Source organism: Bacillus massiliglaciei, from assembly GCF_900098925.1.
Taxonomy (GTDB): Bacteria; Bacillota; Bacilli; order Bacillales; family DSM-1321; genus Peribacillus; species Peribacillus massiliglaciei.
In genome coordinates this window covers 95,597-114,272 of sequence record NZ_LT622354.1, presented here as the reverse complement: position 1 = coordinate 114,272, position 18,676 = coordinate 95,597, and the positions used below count along the sequence as shown (strand labels likewise).

The window sequence follows — 18,676 nt, the reverse complement described above, 5'->3', positions numbered from 1 at the left end:
AGACCGTCTTTCCATCTTCCCTCATGAGAGGGAAGAAACTATCCGGTATTAGCTCCGGTTTCCCGAAGTTATCCCAGTCTTACAGGCAGGTTGCCCACGTGTTACTCACCCGTCCGCCGCTAATCTCCGGGAGCAAGCTCCCTTTGATTCGCTCGACTTGCATGTATTAGGCACGCCGCCAGCGTTCGTCCTGAGCCAGGATCAAACTCTCCGAAGAATGTTTGACTTGCTCATAGAAGTGCTGGCATTGATATGAATCAATGGTCAACATTACTTTTTTTAAAAATAGTGTTAGTTCACTATATATCGTACGCTTACGCTTTGTTTTGTTCAGTTTTCAAAGAGCAATTTCGATGCCGTTCCTTTCAGAAGCGACCCTTTGATCTTAACACGTTTCATTAGTTTGTGTCAACATCTTTTTTTATTTTTCTTAGTGATCCGTTGATCACTCCGCCGCTGTGAAAGCTTATGTCCCTCAGCGACGTATATTAATATAACATCTAATTTTTGAATCGTCAACAACTAAAATGAATTTTTTTCATTATTTTTTTAAACTGTATAATAACGATGATAAATTCCCTTTCCTTTTGTTTCCTCTTTTACGATATGAATGACATTCTTTTCTATAAGATATTCAATCAGGACTCCCATATCCACCGCATAATAGGAAAGCTCAGGATGTTCCATCAATTCAGCAATTGTCCAGCAGCCTTCCTTCTGGCCCATAATTTCCACGATATGCTGGGAACCAATCTCTGTTCGTGAATAAATAAGAAACTCACTGGCCAAAAATAAAAGTTCCAGTCTCTTCTCCAGTGTCTCCTCACTGCTTACCAGCTCTTCATATAGCTTATAGATTTCCGGCTCGATGTGTTTCACCTGATTCCAAACGGTCACTTCCGGATAAAAACCCTGATCGATCATTTCAAGCCTCGCTAAATGATGCAAAGAATGAACAACATGATTATAGGCATCTAAATAATGTCCTGTTTCAAAGAATGATTTCCCGTCCATATAGCGCCTTATCAGCTTTGCAAATTCAATCCCCATCTTCAGCTTCCGCCCATAAAAAGGAAACTCTCTGATTTCCGTCTTCAGCTTTTCCAGATATTCATTACGGTCAAACAGGATTTTTCCTTGATGAATCCACTCGATTACTTTTCGGTTGTTCCCGAGCAGAATCCATTCCTGCAATTGGGCCTCTGTAACGATATGCAGGGCAGCTTTTTTGTCCTGGTATGTATAATGCTTTAGAAAAAATGCATCTTCCGCTTCCTTAACCACTACAAACAGAATGTAATCAAATGTATCTGTTACAGAACTGGCATGTTCGTTTTTCTCAATAAGAAGGATGCCGAGTGTTGATTGCGAACTGGCACGTTCCTGATAAATCGGACGAAGGATATCCTCCATTTTTAACTCCTCCAAAACGATAGATTTAGTATGTAATTCGACAAAACTCACCCTTTATCCTCCTAAAGTTAAAAATGGAAAATATTTTTCCGGTATCCATTTTTTGTGATATAGTTAGAGAAATTAGGAGGGACATGCATGGCGAAATATTCTAGTAAAATAAACAAAATTCGTACTTTTGCTTTGAGTTTGATTTTTATAGGCTTTGTCGTTATGTACCTTGGTATCTTCTTTAAATCCCATCCGGTGGTCATGACAATTTTTATGCTGTTGGGATTGCTGTCTATCATCGCAAGCACTGTCGTTTATTTCTGGATTGGCATGCTTTCCGCCAAAACCATTCAGGTTGTCTGTCCAAATTGCCAGAAACCCACGAAAATCCTCGGGCGTGTGGATATTTGCATGCACTGTAATGATCCCCTCACCTTGGATAAAAAACTAGAAGGCATGGAATTCGATGAAAAATATAATAAAAAAGGGCGTCATGGATTTACCGATATGTAGAATCAGCTGGTCCAGCGTACGCAATAAAAAAGTTCCAACCATGTCAGGCGGAACTTTTTTTTTAATGCGCTTCTTTTTTCGCACAATCCGGACAGTCTCCATAGATCTCAAGACGATGGTGGCTGACATTGAAGCCTGTCACCTGTGCTGCGAAATGCTCCACTTCATCTAAAGCAGGATAATGGAAATCCACGATTTTCCCGCAGCTTTCACAAATGACATGATAATGATTGGTAGTTACGAAATCGAAACGTGCTGATGAATCTCCATAGGTTAATTCCTTTACAAGCCCGACTTCACGGAATACACGCAAATTGTTATATACAGTGGCAACACTCATATTAGGAAACTTGCCTTCCAACGCTTTATAGATTTCATCTGCTGTCGGATGGGACATTGAGTTAATTAGATATTCCAGGATTGCATGCCGTTGAGGAGTTATTCTGACACCGGTATCTTTCAACGAATGCAAAGCTTCTTGTAATTGATCATTAGACACCGTTACGCACCTCGTTTTCTATTTAAAATGCATTCTTATATTATAATGTTTATAAATAGTTTACCTTGATACCAGTGAATTTGTCAATCTTTCTGCTGTACAGATAAGGGATTTCCCTTTCTTTATTATAAGCATTTGCCGGCATGTACGCCAGCAAATGCTTAAATATGGTCAGTACCCTTTTTCTAAATCAATTCGGTTGATATAGTTTTCCCCGCCGGTTGTATATTCTTTAAAGTTTTCTTCAAAGATGCGGAAACTCCGCGGAAGATATTGATCCGTTTTACTGGAAACATGGGGAGTCACAGTTACATTATCCATGGTCCAAAAAGGATGATCCGGCTTTAGAGGTTCTTGGTCAAAAACATCCAAAAAAGCATGGGCGATTTCGCCTTTTTGCAGCGCATCCATCAGGTCCTCGCTTTTTACAAGGTCCCCGCGGCCCAGGTTGACAAAGACGGCCGATTTTTTCATTCTTTTAAAATGCTCAGGCTGCAGCAGATGCCGTGTCTCAGGTGTGCTTGGGAGAATGGACACCACATAATCGGCTTCTGCGAGAACTGCATCCAATTCCTCCATTCTGTACATCCGGTCCACATGCTCGACAGACCGGCCGCTTCTGTTCACTCCGATTGTTTCCATTCGAAAGGCCTTCGCCAGTCTGGCAATTTCTCCGCCAATCGCTCCGGTTCCTAAGACGGCCATCTTTTTACCGGCCAGTTCGCCCATCATCAGCTTTCTGTCCCAAACCCCTTTCTCTTCTTGAGCAATCAGCCTTTTCAGACGCTTTTCATATTGGAGCAATACACCTATTGTGTATTCAGCCATTTGGATCTTATGTATTCCCCTTGCATTGGTGACTAGAATGTTTTGAGCCGCAATAGTGCTGAGCGGCATTTTTTCCAAACCGGCGCTCATCACCATGATCCATTTCAGCTGGCCCGCCTTTTGAATCTCAGCCTCTGTAAGATCTTCTCCATACGTAATGAGAATTTCCGCTTTTGATAAATAGTCTTCATCCCATCCTTTTCTATATACAAACTGTTCATTTGGAAATTTGCGTTCCATTTCTTTTTGAATGGCTTGCGGCGGTATTATTGTAGATAAAATGAGCATCTTGATTCTCCCTCCCTTGTTATATGTAAAATTTTATCATGAATCATTGGGCGTTATGAAAAAATACAAAAAAAACACGGGTCATTACAACCCGTGCCACCATTTTTTTGAGGAGGTATTCCCTTACTAAAGCATATTCGGATATGCCTTTTCGGAAGTGGACAAAAGCCTTCCTTCCAGAAAATAGGCTTGCATTCCGATGAATTACTTCTTTATCCCCTTGATATATTCCAGCGCTTCCTCTACATGGCCTTTCACTTTCACCTTGCGCCATTCCTTGATCAGATTGCCGTCTTCATCAATCAAGAAGGTAGAACGCTCAATTCCCATGTATTCTTTGCCGAAGTTTTTCTTCAGCTTCCATACATCATACGCTTCAGCTGCTTCATGGTTTTCATCTGCAAGCAGCAGGAAAGGCAGACCGTGCTTTTCGATGAACTTTTCATGCCGTGCTGCAGGATCGGGACTGACTCCGAGAATGACAGTATTCAATTCCTCAAAATTTGCATGCTGATCACGGAAATCGCATGCCTCTGTCGTACAGCCCGGTGTCATGTCTTTCGGATAAAAGTACAGCACTACATATTTGCCGCGAAAGTCACTCAAAGATACCTCTTTCCCATCTTGGGCAGGCAATGTGAAATCCGGGGCTTTTTCGCCAATTATACCAGTCATATTCGTCACTCCAATCGTATTCCATTACCGTAAGAGTACCGAATACTCCCTCCAAACTCAACTCTCATGCTTTCACTCGCCCGGGGTTCCCCGATCAATAAATGTTCGGATGACAAAAGCCGCCGGCAGTGTATAGCCAATAAACGCCTGGATAGTGGCAATTAAGCGCCCAGCTGCTATCGGACTTACATCGCCATACCCGACCGAGAACATGGTCATCGCACTGAAATAGAAGGAGGTCCTCAGCTGATCCGTAAAACCTCCTTCTATACGGTTGCCAGTATCCAAAATAACTGAGTGGTTCTTCAGCTCAAATACAAGGTAAATCAGGGCAAACCCGATTAAAATTGTGGCATATAAATTCCCCAGCCAATATAAATCCTTTACGGAAAATCGCTTTTCAGCAGAGTCTGCTATAAATAATGTCCGGATACTCATCGTCATGCAAAAGATACTTGCCGCCACTACAAGATATAATGTCATCGGCACTCCCCGCTTCATTAAACACCTTTCTCTTATAAATACTCCCTGTCCTTCCATAAAAGAACAGCAGAGAATCGGCGCTTTATAGCGGGCGGCTTTTTATCAGTTCCCTGCTCCCCTGTATTTCTTCACACCCTGATTCCAAATTAGAACGGCAATCACAAAGAAGATTACACCGATCAGCGGGGTGGCAAAAGAAAGGTAATACCATTCCTGTTTTCCAAGGAAATAGGAAGCCGGATAAACGCCGACAAAAGCAAATGGAATGATCCAGGTTAAAATAAACCGAATGACCTTATTATAGATATCCACTGGATAGCGGCCATAGTTCCCGATATTGTACATCATCGGCATGATGGATGTTTTGGAATCAGACCAGAAGCCAATGCTTGCAATCATCACAAAGATGGCTGCATAGGCGAGCGCTCCCCCAATGGCAAATAGGACGAAAATGAACGGATCATACCAAGCTATCTGCAGATCCAGAGAAATGCCTGCATAGAAAACGATAATCAGCCCGGTAATCAGTCCGAAGAGAGATTCGAGTTCCATCCTCTCTAAAACCACCTGAAAGAGACTGTGAATCGGCCTCGTCAGGATCCGGTCCATCTCCCCTTTCACAATATAGCGGTCATTGAAGTCCCATATATTAAAAAACGTTGAAAACAGGGCATACGGGACAAGGAAAAAACCATAAATAAAGATAATTTCCTCACGGGTCCAGCCGCTCAGCAGCTGTGTATGGCCAAATACGACCAGGATAAACACAAGGTTCACCGCCTGGTTCATCAAGTCTGAAAAAATCTCAATGATTAAATCAGCCCGGTATTGCATTCTGGTTTTCATATATTGGCTGATATATTGAAAAAACATCGACAGATAAAACACTTCTTCACCCTCCCTGAATGATCAGCTGTTTCTTAGCGAGCACCCACAGAAGCTGAATCGGAATAAGTAAAATCAACACCCAGACGAATTGCTGCAGTAGGGCAGCAAACGTTTCTCCGCCTGTAAATCCATTGCTGTAAATCATGCTTGGAATATAGCTGATTCCCTGAAACGGCAAATATTTCATGACATCCTGTGCCCAAAGCGGATAAAAACTGATCGGCAGCAGCAAACCTGAAAACAAATCGATAATGACCCGCTTCGCCCGAATGAGCCCATTTCCGTTATAAATGAAAAAAGTGATCAAGCCGGTCAGCAAATTGATTTGAGTATTTATGATAAAACTAAACAACAGGGATAGTGCAAAAAATCCCCAAATTTGCGGATCTGCCGGAAGCTGTACAGGGAAAATGAGCGAGACGATCACCATCCCCGGTATGGAGAAGAAAAAGAAACGAAAAATCCCTTCCCCCAGCCCCTGCATGGTTTTCATGCCCAAGTAATTATAAGGACGGATTAATTCGACCGCTACCTTGCCATCCTTGATTTCAGTGGCAATTTCCCGGTCAATGTTATTAAAATAAAAAGCACGGGCCATCCAGGCGATGGCTACATATGTAGTCATCTGTGCTCCGGACATTCCTTCAATCGAACTCTTATCCCCATAAATGGCTCCCCATAAGAAGTAATAGGCGCCAATGTTAATGCTGTAAATTAATATGCCTGTGTAATAATCGGTCCGATATGCGAGCATCATTAAAAAGCGCATCCGGATCATCTCAAGATACTTGTCCAACTCTACAGTCTCCCTCCTATGCTAACTGCCCCTTCAAGGGAGTCAGACTGCTCCTTTTTCATAAATGCCGCGCACAATTTCCTCAATGCTCGTTTCATGGATTTTAACATCCTTGATTTTATAATGGGAAACAACCGCGGATATCAGCTGAGAAATCTGATCGCCCTCATCCTTGATAACCGCCTTAAAGGTGTGGTGCTTTTCATCCAGTTCCCATGTAATCGGAAACGGCAACGGCAGTGATTCCAATTCTTGAAGCGGGGCCGGATCAATCAGCTGAAACTGAACTTCTTTTTCCTCCAGCCAGTCGTCCTTCAGCTTCTGGAGCTGCCCGTCATAAATCACTTTTCCCTCATCCAGCATAATGACGCGGTCGCAAAGCGCTTCAATATCGCCCAGATCATGCGTCGTTAAAAGAATCGTTGTATTATATTTCTCATTAATTTCTTTTAGGAACTCCCGAATCTTTAATTTAACAAGTACATCCAGCCCGATGGTCGGCTCGTCCAAAAATAACAGCGGCGGATTATGTATCAAAGCAGCCGCCAGCTCACAGCGCATTCTTTGGCCGAGAGAAAGCTTTCTGACAGGCTTGTCCAGAAGCGGCCCGATATCAAGCGTCCGGATTACATGCTCCATATGCTCGTTATACTGTTCATCGCTCACCTTGTACACTTTTTTTAAAAGCCGGAAGGATTCCTGTACGGCAATATCCCACCAGAGCTGTGAACGCTGGCCGAATACGACTCCGATCGTCCGGGTAAAACGCTCCCGTTCCTTATGCGGATTCATTCCATTAACCATGATTTCACCAGAGGTCGGCGTTAATATACCGGTAAGCATTTTAATCGTTGTCGATTTCCCTGCTCCATTTTCCCCAATATAAGCTACCATCTCTCCTTTTTTTACAGTAAAATTAATATCGTTCACAGCTGAAACGACTTTATAGTTTCTTACTAGCAGATCCCGAAAAGCCCCTTTCAGACCAGCTCTGCTCGTATACGATTTAAAATCCTTCCGCAGCTGTCTTACTTCGATTGCATTACTCATTCGATTCCTTCCTCCACATATGATCAGTCCTAATCAATTAGTTTAGCCAACTGCAGCTTATTAAACAATAATAATGCTTAAAAATAAAGGAGCGGTAAATATGAATGAAAACCAAAGTCTGGAGCATCTGATTCTCTCTCAGACAGAAAAGATTGCAGCCTCCCAGCAGCTTGATTTTTTGTATGAAAATGAATACAACGAAGTGCTTGGCCAAATTGTTCAAAGAGATGAAGGAGGCTCCATTGCAGAGACCTTGCTTATGTTCCGGCTTGAGATCAATGAAACAAAAGGAACAGGCGAAATCATCTATTATCAATCAAGCGGGGAATTCAAACGCCAGAAATTTGATGTGGAGGATGCCCAGACCATCCTCGCTGTCCTGACATTTATCAAAGAATATATTGCAGTTTAAGGAATATGGCTGTTTTCAGCACATCCCTCCATATTCCGAACAAAAAGTGCTATGATGGATAAGGATATGCGTATTTATAGAGGAGGAATACAAGTGGAATTCAAAAACTCTGAATTGCTACATAAAGAAGCACTTGAACATATCGTTGGCGGTGTAAACAGCCCGTCACGTTCTTATAAGGCCGTCGGAGGCGGATCACCAGTTGCGATGGAACGCGGAGAAGGCGCTTATTTCTGGGATGTGGACGGCAACAAATACATTGATTATCTCGCAGCCTACGGTCCAATCATTACCGGACATGCCCATCCGCACATCACCAAAGCGATTACACATGCAGCGGAAACAGGTGTCCTCTACGGAACACCGACCAAACATGAAGTGACATTCGCTAAAATGCTGAAAGAAGCAATGCCCAACCTTGATAAGGTCCGTTTCGTCAATTCCGGCACAGAAGCGGTCATGACAACAATTCGGGTCGCACGGGCTTACACCGGCCGAAACAAAGTCATTAAATTCGCAGGATGCTATCACGGCCATTCCGATTTAGTCCTAGTGGCTGCCGGATCAGGCCCTTCTACACTCGGCACCCCGGATTCAGCCGGCGTTCCGCAAAGCATCGCTCAGGAAGTCATTACGGTGCCGTTCAACGATATTGAACCATTTAAGGAAGCATTGGCTAAGTGGGGCAATGAGATCGCAGGCGTTCTTGTTGAACCGATTGTCGGCAATTTTGGAATTGTGGAGCCAAAACCGGGATTCCTGGAAGATGTCATTGAACTGTCTCATGAAGCAGGGGCACTTGTTATTTTTGATGAAGTTATTACCGCTTTCCGTTTCATGTACGGCGGAGCACAGGACATGCTTGGCTTAAAGCCTGACCTTACGGCTATGGGCAAGGTCATTGGCGGCGGACTTCCAATCGGTGCTTATGGCGGCAAAAAAGAAATTATGGAAACTGTTGCTCCCCTCGGACCTGCTTATCAGGCAGGAACCATGGCCGGCAACCCTGCTTCCATGCTTTCCGGAATCGCCTGTCTTGAAGTGCTTAAACAAGAAGGTGTCTACGACGAACTTGACCGTTTGGGAGGAATCCTTGAAAAAGGTATTTTGGAGGCGGCTGCCGAACATGGCGTGACGATTACGATCAATCGCTTAAAAGGTGCGCTCACCGTTTACTTTACGGATGAGAAAGTCACGAATTATGAGCAGGCTCAAAATACAGACGGCGAGAAATTCGGCAGATTCTTCAAATTGATGCTTGCGGAAGGCGTGAACCTGGCCCCTTCCAAGTATGAAGCATGGTTCTTAACTACAGCTCATACAGAAGCTGACATTCAAGAAACGCTTAAAGCTGTAAACCGGGCCTTCAAACAGCTTGGCAATGAATAAAAACGAATACCAGCCTAAAAAACCTGTGACCTTCCGTCACAGGTTTTTTCTATCTCCGGCTTCCGTACTGTTCCCATCCAAGTGGGCTGACTCCCTCACAGCAGGCGCTTTTCTTCCTTTTTCTTCGGTTATTAGATAAAATAACCTAAATATCATATTAATAGTTGAAATGAAGTACAATAGGTTGTATATTTCTTTTTGTTTACTTTTTCCCGAATTAGTGTAAATTTTAAATGTAAAGCATGGATGCTGTTTAATTTAATTTTAAAAACAAGAAAGGAACTTTTACTATATGAAGCTAGGTGCCCGCATATTAAAAACGGGAATAGCCATTGTTTTGGCCTTATATTTATCAGAGCTTTTAAATATGCCAGCTCCCGTCTTAGCAGGAATTGCGGCCATATTTGCGATTCAGCCAACGATATACCGTTCCTATCAAACGGTTCTTGAGCAGATTCAAGGAAATATTATCGGTGCGATTGTTGCTGTCACGTTTGTCCTTTTGTTCGGCAACCATCTATTCATTGTAGGCCTTGCCGTTATCATCGTCATTTCCATCAACCTAAGATTGAAAATGGAGAAGACCATCGTCCTTTCCATTGTTACGGTTATCGCCTTAATGGAAAGCCAACAGGGCGAGTTTTTGCACTTTGCCTTTATCCGTTTTTCTTCCGTACTGCTGGGTATTCTATCATCCTTTGTAGTAAATCTTGTCTTTATACCGCCTAAATATGAAACTAGGTTATATAATCGGATAAACGAAGCTACGGAAGATATCATTAAGTGGATTCGGATTAGTACAAGACACGCTTCTGAGCACACCTTTTTGAAAAAGGACATCGACAGACTGAAGGACGATCTCATGAAGATCGAACAAACCTACTCGATGTTCAAAGAAGAAAGAGATTACTTCAAAAGGAACAGGCTTGCCACTGCAAGGAAATTGGTTGTCTATAGGCAGATCATTACAACGACAAAGAAAGCTTTTGAAACGTTAAAAAGGCTGCATAAGTTTGAAAATGAAATTCATCATATGCCAGAGACCTTCCAAAAGGATGTTTTCATGCATATCGATCAATTAATTTTGAAGCACGAACGCCTGCTGCTCCAGCATATTGATAAAATCAAATCAATCGGGGCCATCAGCGATCCGAAAGAAGAATTTTTCCATCGTCAGGAGCTGCTCACTCTCTTCTTTGAGCAGCAGAAACATCTGGATGATGCGGATTGCAACATCACCCACTTTTCAGCCAGGATTGTTCCGCTGATTTCGGCGATCATCGAATATGAAGAACAGCTGGAACACCTGGAAAAATTAATCTCAAGCTTCCAGTCCTATCACCAGGGAGTCAATGAGATTTCTGTTCAACAGGATACGGACTAAAAAAGGCTGCAGGATTTCCTGCAGCCTACAGTCTTTTTTCTTTTAAGAAATAGTGTTAGTTAATTTTCGTTTCGGCGGACGCTTTCCGCGGGCGTGGCCCAATCCTCCTCGTCGCTTTGCTCCTGCGGGGTATCGGCCTTCACGCTTTTCCCGCAGGAGTCGCCGCCTGCACTACAATCTACTCCTTTCTAAATAAATCCTCTGAGGTGAATGGATATGATGACAAAAAATCAAATAAGTGAACGTGATCAAATGGAAATGATTACAATAGAGCAACTTGTACCACAGGATCATTTGGTCAGAAAGCTTGAATCAGCTATTGATTTTTCTTTCATCTATCCACTAGTTGAATCACTGTATTTAACACTAGGTCGACCTAGTGTTGATCCAGTCGTATTAATTAAAATGACATTTGTTCAATATGTATTTGGAATTCGTTCAATGCGTCAAACAATAAGAGAAATTGAAAAAAATATGGCGTATCGTTGGTTTTTAGGGTTTGGATTTCATTCAGAAGTACCGCACTTTTCTACCTTCGGTAAAAATTATGAACGTCGTTTCCAAGATACGGATATCTTCGAACAGATTTTCTATCGAATTCTTAAAGAAATTGCAGATAAAGGACTACTAAGTGCTGACCATGTCTTCATCGATTCAACACATGTTAAAGCAAGTGCGAATAAACGTAAATTCGAAAAGAAGATAGTTCGTAAAGAGACTCGGGCATATGAAGCTAAACTTCAAGAAGAATTGAATCAGGATCGAGTTGATCATGGGAAGAAACCATTCCCATCAGATAAATTTGAAAAAGAAGAAGTTAAGGAGATTAAAGAGAGTACAACAGATCCTGAAAGTGGCTATTATGTAAAAGATGAAAGAACGAAACAGTTTGCTTATTCATTCCATGCGGCTGCGGACCGGTATGGGTTTATACTTGGGGCGGTTGTGACACCTGGAAATGTTCATGATAGTCATATGCTTCAGCCACTTGTTGAAAAGGTTATGGAAAAAGTGAAGAAGCCACTTGCTGTTGCTGCCGATGCTGCTTATAAAACTCCTGCGATTACTAAATTCTTATTTGAACATGAGATTCAACCAGTACTTCCTTATACAAGGTACAAAACGAAAGATGGGTTTTTACGCAAGCACCATTATGTATATGACGAGTACTATGATTGCTACCTATGTCCGGAAGGACAGGTTCTAAAATATTCAACTACCACCAAAGAAGGCAAACGCCAATACAAGTCGAACCCAGTTCAATGTGCCAATTGTCCTTTACTCGCTCAATGTACAAATAGTAAGGAGCACAGAAAAATGATTGAACGTCATATTTGGGCGCAGTATGTGGAGGAAGCAGATCATCTTCGTCATCAAAAAAAATATCAAACAAATATATGCAAGACGCAAAGAAACGATTGAACGTGTCTTTGCGACTTCGAGGGATTAAAAAATTGTCCATGCAGGCGATGCTTACTTTTGCTGCTATGAATTTAAAGAAGCTTGCCAATTGGACATGGCAAGCTTCGGCTATGGTCTAAAATAGAATACCGAAGAGCATTTTGCTTAAAATCAGACCATAAAATACCTAAGAAAATCTCAAAAAGACAAAAGGCTGCAGGATTTCCTGCAGCCCCTTTTTATGCTTATTTTAAATTGAAGATTGCGGCGGAAGTCCATCGAGAATTTTATCTGCGACATTTTCTAGTTTTTGAAGTTCAGCCAACAGCTTCTCAAGCTCCTCCAATGAAAAGAAGTCAATATGGCGTTCAAAAAGCTCATTATGGTCTGCCATGATGTGCACGAGTGCCTCTTTCCCCTTTTTGCTCAGCTCCAGCTCCGTTACTCTCCTGTCTAATCGGGAAGGATGTCTGTCCACATATTCCAGTTCTGCCAGCCTGTCAATCAGTACCGTAATGGCGCTCGGTTTAACATTTAACAACTCGGCAAGCTGGGTGGACCTTACGGAGCCCTTTCTTTTGATCAGCATCAAAATATAAAATTGGGAGGTCGTTATCCCGTACGGCGCGATATTAATTTCGACAATCTTCTTCAATTTCTTCCTGACCCTGAATACACTCAATTCAATACTGTTCATGATTTCTGTTGTGATATCCAGCCTGTTTCTCCCCCTTATTTCCTATCTTCTATTAACTCTAAAGAATCTGAAAAGAACTGTCAAAAAAAGAGGCAAATAATGATAGATTGACAATCTTGGAAAATGAAATTATTCTAGTATATATCTTTAAACTCAAGCTCTGTTTGAGAGACGAAATTTTAAGAGGCTTCGCCTTTTTTCGTTCGTCACTTGTCTGTTCATGACAAGTGGCGTTTTTTATGTTTTACATCTTTTTTCTGAGCGGATCGTCAGAGAACTGTATTTACTTTTAAGGGAGGTTTATGATGAATCTTTTTAAATATTCACTCATGATTATAATAGGTGCCATCTCCTACGGAACGTTGTCCACCATTATAAAAATAGGATTTCATGCAGGTTTTACTTCCGGAGAATTGGTTGGAGGGCAATATTTGCTTGGCTGGATCCTCATCAGCTTACTGTTTTTATTCTCATTCCGCTATTCCATCTCGGGTAAGAATGCTTTTTTGCTGTTATTGACAGGCATGCTGACGACCCTTGTCGGTAAAACCTATTCGCTGTCGATCGAGGAATTGCCGGCATCGATTGCTGTTGTCTTCTTGTTTCAATTTACATGGATCGGCGTTTTTCTCGAAAGTCTAGTGACCCGGAAATTGCCAAGCCGGAACAAACTTCTGGCAGTCATCTTGTTATTTGCCGGAACTTTATTTGCAGGCTCCTTTTTCGGACAGCCCTTGGCCGGACTCAGTCTAAAAGGAATCGGATTTGGTTTATTGGCAGCTCTGTTCTTTTCCCTGTATATATTCTGCAATTCCAGAGTTGCCACCCATGAACCTACTGCCAAGCGGCTGTTTTATATCGGGACAGGAGCCATGCTGACCGCCGTTTGCACAACAAATCCAATACAGCTGGTCACTAGGCTTGCTACAACGGAACTTTGGCAGTATGGACTGCTGCTCGCCGTTCTTGGCGTAATTATTCCATTCTTCATGTTTGCAGTCGCTTTCCCGAAAGTCGGCTTAGGGCTTGGCGGAATACTGTGTGCGGCCGAATTGCCTTCCGCTACCGTCATCTCCATCCTTTTATTACATGAGACCGTCTCTCCCCTTCAGTGGCTCGGACTAAGCTTAATCGTAATCGGCATCATTTTGCCGGAGCTGCTGACCATCGTCAAACTCAAATACTTCCGGCTTTCGAAGGAAATTGTGTAAGAGACTGAATAAAAATAAATAACTCAACAACAGGCATTGAAAGGACCCCCTCTCGATGCCTGTTATATTTTCTATATCTTCGGATCGAATACATAGGAACACCCTGCGTTCCCATCAGCTCACACTCTGACATATCAAATTTCATAGAGATTTTTTTGCTGATGTACAAAGATTACAAAAGCGGAACAGTAATCCTATTCTACGACTGTTCCGCTTTTTCCCCAGACTCTTATCAATGCTGTTTATTTGGCAGTTTATCACTTTGTGTGCCTTTGCTTTGCCGTTTCTTATTCTTTTCCGCTTTTTTCTGATTTTCGTTTATTTCTTCCACAAATTCATTCGTATCCTTCATTGTTCTGTCTCTCCTTCTCATGTCATTTCTTCTTTATTTTGTCCGATTGATGTAAAAACATCCTTTTTAAGAAGAGATTCATGACATATCCGGATCATATAAAAAAAGCATCGAAAAAAAATCGATGCTTTAGTAACGGTCATGCTTGATCCAGCTGCTGGACATTATACAGCTCCCAATACCTTCCGTGCTTTTTCATTAATTCGCTGTGTGTTCCCATCTCTGTGATTTTTCCATGCTCAACCATTACAATCCGGTCAGCATGAGTAATTGTCGACAAACGATGGGCGACAATGAAGGTGGTTCTGTTTTTCGCCAGCGTATCCAGCGCTTCCTGGATAAATTGTTCGCTCTCCAAGTCAAGCGCAGATGTTGCTTCGTCCAAGATCAAAATCCTCGGGTTCTTTAAAAAGACACGGGCAATCGCCACTCTCTGTCTCTGGCCGCCCGATAATTTAACCCCGCGTTCCCCCACCTTTGTATCATATCCATTCGGCAGGTTTCGAATAAACTCATCCGCATTGGCTGCCCTTGCTGCTGCATAAACTTCTTCATCACTGGCATCCGGCTTTCCCATCAGGATATTTGCTTTAACAGAATCACTGAAAAGAATATTGTCCTGCAGCACCATCCCGATATTATCACGGAGGCTTCTGACGTTAAACTCTCTGATATCTGTCCCATCCAGGTATATCGTTCCGCCTGTCACATCATAAAACCGGGGAATCAGGCTGACCAGTGAGGATTTTCCGCCCCCGCTCATGCCTGCGAACGCAATGGTTTCCCCTTCCTTCACGTCCAGATTGATATCTTTCAGAATCTCTTCATCCTCTGAATCATAAGCAAAGCTGACATGGTCAAACTGGATGTGGCCTTTGATATTTCGGGCTTCCTTTGCATTCTGGCGGTCCACGATATCATACTTCTCGTCGATGAATTCAAAAACCCGGTCCATAGAAGCAAGCGTCTGTGTCATTGTAGTCGACGAATTGACAAGACGGCGAAGCGGATTGTACAGCCTGTCAATAAAGCCGATAAAAGCCACCATTGTTCCAATGGACATATCCCCCTGAATGACCTGATAGCCTGCATAGGCAATCACCACCAAAGGGGCAATATCGGTAATTGTATTAACTACGGCAAATGACTTTGCATTCCAGCTTGTATGCGTCAGTGCTTTATCAAGAAAATTTGCATTTTGCTTTTTAAATTGTTCGTGCTCATAGTCCTCGATGGCAAAGCTTTTGATGACAGCCATGCCTTGAACCCTTTCCTGCAGATGACTTTGCAGGTCGGCCAGGGCTTGTGAGCGTACACGTGTATAGATCCGCAGCTTCCCGAAAAAATGCTTCACCGAAAAAGCATAGAAAGGCAGCATGATCAAAGAGACAATTGTCAAGGGAACATCCATCGTAAACATAATGGTGATCGCAATGATAATTGTAGCAATATCAAGCCACAGATTCATCAGACCGGTAATGACAAAGTTTTTCGTCTGCTCTACATCCGTGATGACCCTTGAAATGACTTCCCCGACACGATGGTTCGAGTAATATTTAAAGCTGAGCTTTTGAATATGAGTAAAAAGCTGATTTCGAATGTCAAACAGGATCTTGGTTCCTGTCCATTGGGCGAAATACTGTCTGAAATATTCAATCGGCGGCCTCAGGACGACAAAAATAAACAGCATAATGCCGATTACCCACCAAAGCCTGTCCAATTTTTCATCAACAGCCATACTGGTATTCCCAATAATATCATCAACTACATATTTACTGAGCAAAGGGATTAACAAGGGGATGCCGAACTTCAAAAGCCCTATAATCACAGTGCCAATGATGGGCCACTTATATGGTTTTACAAATGTTAAATATCTCTTTACGCTGTCCAACTGGCTCCTCCAACTATTATAAATTTAATTACTCTATACCCATTATACCCTAAAGCAATTCCATTCCCTGCGAATCTGCCTTCAAGTTTTGCCATTAACTCTGAAAACAGAAAAAAGACCCTGCTATTATACAGGGCCTGTCCTTATCGGTACGTCAGAAATCTCTCATACCACGAATCAATGAACTCGGCGGAAAAAGGACCTTTCCGCTGGCGGATCATATAAATCAAATAATCGACATTGCGTTTTAAAATCCCATCAATAGCATCCGGGTAGTTCATTTCCTTCCGGTGCCTTTCATATTCATCCTCATCCAATAAATTAAACGTCATATCCGGAAATACTTTAATATCAAGATCATAATCGATATATTTTAGTGCTTCCTCATCACATGTAAACGGAGAACTGATATTACAATAATAATAGACCCCATCTTCTCTTAACATCCCAATTACGTTAAACCAGTATTTTGAATGGAAATAACAAATCGCCGGTTCCCGTGTGATCCATGTTCTTCCGTCTGATTCCGTTACCATGGTCCGGTCGTTCGCGGCTATAACAATATTTTGCGTCCCCTTCAACACGGTCGTTTCTTCCCAGATTCTGTGAATATGTCCGTTGTGTTTGTAGCTTTGGATTTGGATTTTTCCGCCTTCAGCAGGAACAATCCCCATGTTTTCTCTCCCTACTTTCTCTAGGCAGCAGGAAAAATGCAGCGGCGTTCTCTTCTTTTTTCCTTTCTGCCTATATGCAATCTGCCCTTTGTAATCCCTTTCTGAAACATTTTCTTTGAACAATTCATTTTCTGAGGGTCCCCAAATAAATTGTTTTTTCATGCGAAATTTATATACGAGTGAATATGAAACAAGTATCCATTTTCTTATTCCTTTATTATAGCGATTTATTCCTAAATTTAAAACAAAAGTAGCTAATCCTTCAGCAAAAATGTGCAAAAAAGTCGAAAATTTCAATCAGGATTCTCCGACTTCCTTATTCACCTTGCTTCAAATTAGCTACTGAATATTGTAAGATGGCATTTTTTACTTAAGAATCGAGGCTTGGCTCTTTTGAAAATAGCGGATAACTTCCTCTGTCTGCTTTTCAAACATGTCATGAATTGCTTGCAGCTCTGATTGTTTTTTTGAAATTTCATCCTTTACTGTATCCGCTTTGCTCATTTCCTGCAATGCACTCAATTGGCTTTCGATGTCCTGGCATCTTTCGATTTCAGATTGCAAAAATAAAAGCTTGTCCATTGTCTGTAATTGCTTCTGTATGAGCTGATCGAATTCTTCCATATCCTGCACCTGCCTTAAGTGATTTTTCCTCTGAATGGTATATTCGTTTCACGCGGCCTAATCTCCTTTAGCTTAATATGTAAACGGGTCAGAAACTTTGTCGAAAAGATTTAAAAAACGAAAAGGAGCACTCTGTTAAGAGCGCTCCTTTTTTGTATGAAAGGTAAATTATTTTCTCTTTCTGTTTTCAGCTTGCTGATTTTGCTGTTTTACTTCTTGTACGTTTGTTTCGCTGCCAAATTCTGTTCCGAATTGACCGCTTTGACCTGCGTTTTGCTGTTTCACTTGTTCTACATCAGTTCCTGTTTGAGTTTTCTTCGCCATCTGAATCACCTCCACAAGTAATAACATAACCATTATGAAAAAGGAGTATCCGGCTTATTTTTTCTCAATTTTTACCAGTTCAAGCATTCGTTTTAGCAGCTGTATCTGTCCATACACGTTAAACAAGGAGTGAAATTCCGCCGTCGACAATGACTGTCTGTCCCCGTATCATGGATGCTCCGTCAGAGAGCAGGAACATAATGGTATGAACCATGTCCTCCATCTCGACCATCCTTCCTGCCGGGGTCTGTTCCGCTGCTTCTTGAAGCATTTGCTCTCGGTTTGGGAAACTCTTCAGGGCATCCGTATCAATTACACCGCCTGATACTGCATTGACAACAATATTCTTCTTGGCAAGTTCTACTGCTAAATAACGGGTCAATGCTTCAAGTGCTGCTTTAGAAACGCCCACTGCTGTATAGTTTTCCAGATAGCGGATTGATCCAAGAGAACTGATGCTGACGATTTTTCCGCCGCCGTTTTTTTCCATTAGCTTCGCTGCTTCCTGGGCACAAAACAGCAGGGCTTTTACATTAATGTCCATCGTCCAGTTCCAATGAGTTTCCTCCAGCTCCATTAGCGGACGCTGAACACCGGAAGCGGCATTGTTCACTAATATATCCAGCCTTCCATAATGTTCATCGATTTCTGCAAACATCGCTTTTACCTTAGAGACATCCCCAACGTTCGCTTTAATCACCAAGGCTTTCCGGCCTAATGCCTCAATTTCTGCAGCCACTTCAAGCGCTTTAGATTTACTCCGGGCATAGTTAATTACGAGATCATAGCCTTCCTTTGCCAGCCTGATGGCAGTTTGGCGTCCCAGGCCTTTACTGCTTCCTGTTACAAGTGCAACTTTCTGTTCCATAGTTTATACATCCTTTCATTGTGGA

At 42.2% G+C, this 18,676-nt stretch carries 20 protein-coding genes, 1 rRNA gene and 1 pseudogene; 6 read left to right on the top strand and 16 right to left on the bottom strand.

What is annotated here, in order from left to right; genetic code table 11:
* Together BQ4305_RS03615 and BQ4305_RS03610 are read right to left on the bottom strand one after the other, a co-directional pair.
* Positions 1 to 217: ribosomal RNA gene (locus BQ4305_RS03615) — 16S ribosomal RNA — on the bottom strand; the annotation flags it as partial.
* 332 nt (positions 218 to 549) lie between these two features.
* Positions 550 to 1,413 (bottom strand): nucleotidyltransferase-like protein, encoded by an 864-nt coding sequence (locus tag BQ4305_RS03610; protein WP_110926521.1) that lies wholly within the window; start codon positions 1,411 to 1,413, stop codon positions 550 to 552.
* A gap of 138 nt (positions 1,414 to 1,551) precedes the next feature.
* Between BQ4305_RS03610 and BQ4305_RS03605 the strand changes: the two genes are divergently transcribed.
* The gene (locus BQ4305_RS03605) at positions 1,552 to 1,917 is read left to right on the top strand and encodes a YgzB family protein (RefSeq protein ID WP_110926509.1); all 366 of its coding nucleotides are present in this window, start codon (positions 1,552 to 1,554) and stop codon (positions 1,915 to 1,917) included.
* 61 nt (positions 1,918 to 1,978) lie between these two features.
* Here BQ4305_RS03605 and perR read toward each other — a convergent pair whose 3' ends face one another.
* From perR to BQ4305_RS03570, 7 genes are all read right to left on the bottom strand, one after another.
* On the bottom strand, positions 1,979 to 2,416 hold the full coding sequence (perR, locus tag BQ4305_RS03600; RefSeq protein WP_110926508.1) for a peroxide-responsive transcriptional repressor PerR: 438 nt from the start codon (positions 2,414 to 2,416) through the stop codon (positions 1,979 to 1,981).
* A gap of 171 nt (positions 2,417 to 2,587) precedes the next feature.
* On the bottom strand, positions 2,588 to 3,532 hold the full coding sequence (locus BQ4305_RS03595; protein ID WP_110926507.1) for a D-2-hydroxyacid dehydrogenase: 945 nt from the start codon (positions 3,530 to 3,532) through the stop codon (positions 2,588 to 2,590).
* A gap of 204 nt (positions 3,533 to 3,736) precedes the next feature.
* Positions 3,737 to 4,207 carry a thioredoxin-dependent thiol peroxidase gene (bcp, locus tag BQ4305_RS03590; RefSeq protein ID WP_110926506.1) on the bottom strand — a complete coding sequence of 157 codons (471 nt, stop codon included), beginning with the start codon at positions 4,205 to 4,207 and terminating at the stop codon, positions 3,737 to 3,739.
* Positions 4,208 to 4,279: 72 nt separating this feature from the next.
* Positions 4,280 to 4,690, bottom strand: coding sequence for a potassium channel family protein (locus BQ4305_RS03585; RefSeq protein WP_110926520.1), 411 nt, complete (start codon positions 4,688 to 4,690; stop codon positions 4,280 to 4,282).
* 102 nt (positions 4,691 to 4,792) lie between these two features.
* A complete protein-coding gene (locus BQ4305_RS03580; RefSeq protein WP_110926505.1) occupies positions 4,793 to 5,578 on the bottom strand; it encodes an ABC transporter permease in 786 nt (261 codons plus the stop codon).
* A 4-nt stretch (positions 5,579 to 5,582) separates the two neighbouring features.
* A complete protein-coding gene (locus BQ4305_RS03575) occupies positions 5,583 to 6,374 on the bottom strand; it encodes an ABC transporter permease (RefSeq protein ID WP_110926504.1) in 792 nt (263 codons plus the stop codon).
* Positions 6,375 to 6,416: 42 nt separating this feature from the next.
* Entirely contained in the window at positions 6,417 to 7,424 is a 1,008-nt protein-coding gene (locus tag BQ4305_RS03570; RefSeq protein WP_110926503.1) for an ABC transporter ATP-binding protein, read from the bottom strand.
* Positions 7,425 to 7,524: 100 nt separating this feature from the next.
* Between BQ4305_RS03570 and BQ4305_RS03565 the strand changes: the two genes are divergently transcribed.
* The 4 genes and pseudogenes from BQ4305_RS03565 to BQ4305_RS03550 all read left to right on the top strand — a co-directional run bounded on the left by BQ4305_RS03565 (position 7,525) and on the right by BQ4305_RS03550 (position 12,150).
* Positions 7,525 to 7,836, top strand: a complete 312-nt coding sequence (locus BQ4305_RS03565; RefSeq protein WP_110926502.1) for a hypothetical protein — start codon at positions 7,525 to 7,527, stop codon at positions 7,834 to 7,836.
* 66 nt (positions 7,837 to 7,902) lie between these two features.
* Positions 7,903 to 9,225, top strand: a complete 1,323-nt coding sequence (locus tag BQ4305_RS03560) for a glutamate-1-semialdehyde 2,1-aminomutase (protein ID WP_407640131.1) — start codon at positions 7,903 to 7,905, stop codon at positions 9,223 to 9,225.
* Between the two features lie 292 nt (positions 9,226 to 9,517).
* The gene (locus BQ4305_RS03555) at positions 9,518 to 10,609 is read left to right on the top strand and encodes an FUSC family protein (protein WP_110926500.1); all 1,092 of its coding nucleotides are present in this window, start codon (positions 9,518 to 9,520) and stop codon (positions 10,607 to 10,609) included.
* A gap of 216 nt (positions 10,610 to 10,825) precedes the next feature.
* Positions 10,826 to 12,150: pseudogene (locus tag BQ4305_RS03550) on the top strand (IS1182 family transposase).
* A 110-nt stretch (positions 12,151 to 12,260) separates the two neighbouring features.
* Here BQ4305_RS03550 and BQ4305_RS03545 read toward each other — a convergent pair.
* Positions 12,261 to 12,707 (bottom strand): MarR family winged helix-turn-helix transcriptional regulator, encoded by a 447-nt coding sequence (locus tag BQ4305_RS03545; RefSeq protein ID WP_110926499.1) that lies wholly within the window; start codon positions 12,705 to 12,707, stop codon positions 12,261 to 12,263.
* A gap of 305 nt (positions 12,708 to 13,012) precedes the next feature.
* On the opposite strand from BQ4305_RS03545, the gene BQ4305_RS03540 reads away from it, so the two are divergent.
* Positions 13,013 to 13,918, top strand: coding sequence for an EamA family transporter (locus tag BQ4305_RS03540; protein ID WP_110926498.1), 906 nt, complete (start codon positions 13,013 to 13,015; stop codon positions 13,916 to 13,918).
* A 232-nt stretch (positions 13,919 to 14,150) separates the two neighbouring features.
* Here the strand turns inward: BQ4305_RS03540 and BQ4305_RS03535 are convergent, their stop codons facing one another.
* The 6 genes from BQ4305_RS03535 to fabL all read right to left on the bottom strand — a co-directional run bounded on the left by BQ4305_RS03535 (position 14,151) and on the right by fabL (position 18,651).
* Entirely contained in the window at positions 14,151 to 14,270 is a 120-nt protein-coding gene (locus BQ4305_RS03535; RefSeq protein WP_110926497.1) for a DUF4023 domain-containing protein, read from the bottom strand.
* Between the two features lie 139 nt (positions 14,271 to 14,409).
* The gene (locus BQ4305_RS03530; protein ID WP_110926496.1) at positions 14,410 to 16,161 is read right to left on the bottom strand and encodes an ABC transporter ATP-binding protein; all 1,752 of its coding nucleotides are present in this window, start codon (positions 16,159 to 16,161) and stop codon (positions 14,410 to 14,412) included.
* Positions 16,162 to 16,304: 143 nt separating this feature from the next.
* Positions 16,305 to 16,835, bottom strand: coding sequence for a nucleoside tri-diphosphate phosphatase (gene ntdP, locus BQ4305_RS03525; protein ID WP_110926519.1), 531 nt, complete (start codon positions 16,833 to 16,835; stop codon positions 16,305 to 16,307).
* 366 nt (positions 16,836 to 17,201) lie between these two features.
* The gene (locus BQ4305_RS03520) at positions 17,202 to 17,459 is read right to left on the bottom strand and encodes a YgaB family protein (protein ID WP_110926495.1); all 258 of its coding nucleotides are present in this window, start codon (positions 17,457 to 17,459) and stop codon (positions 17,202 to 17,204) included.
* A 168-nt stretch (positions 17,460 to 17,627) separates the two neighbouring features.
* Positions 17,628 to 17,783, bottom strand: a complete 156-nt coding sequence (locus tag BQ4305_RS03515) for a gamma-type small acid-soluble spore protein (protein ID WP_110926494.1) — start codon at positions 17,781 to 17,783, stop codon at positions 17,628 to 17,630.
* A gap of 118 nt (positions 17,784 to 17,901) precedes the next feature.
* Complete coding sequence (gene fabL, locus BQ4305_RS03510) at positions 17,902 to 18,651, bottom strand: enoyl-[acyl-carrier-protein] reductase FabL (RefSeq protein ID WP_110926493.1); 750 nt, start codon at positions 18,649 to 18,651, stop codon at positions 17,902 to 17,904.
* Positions 18,652 to 18,676 lie beyond the last annotated feature (25 nt).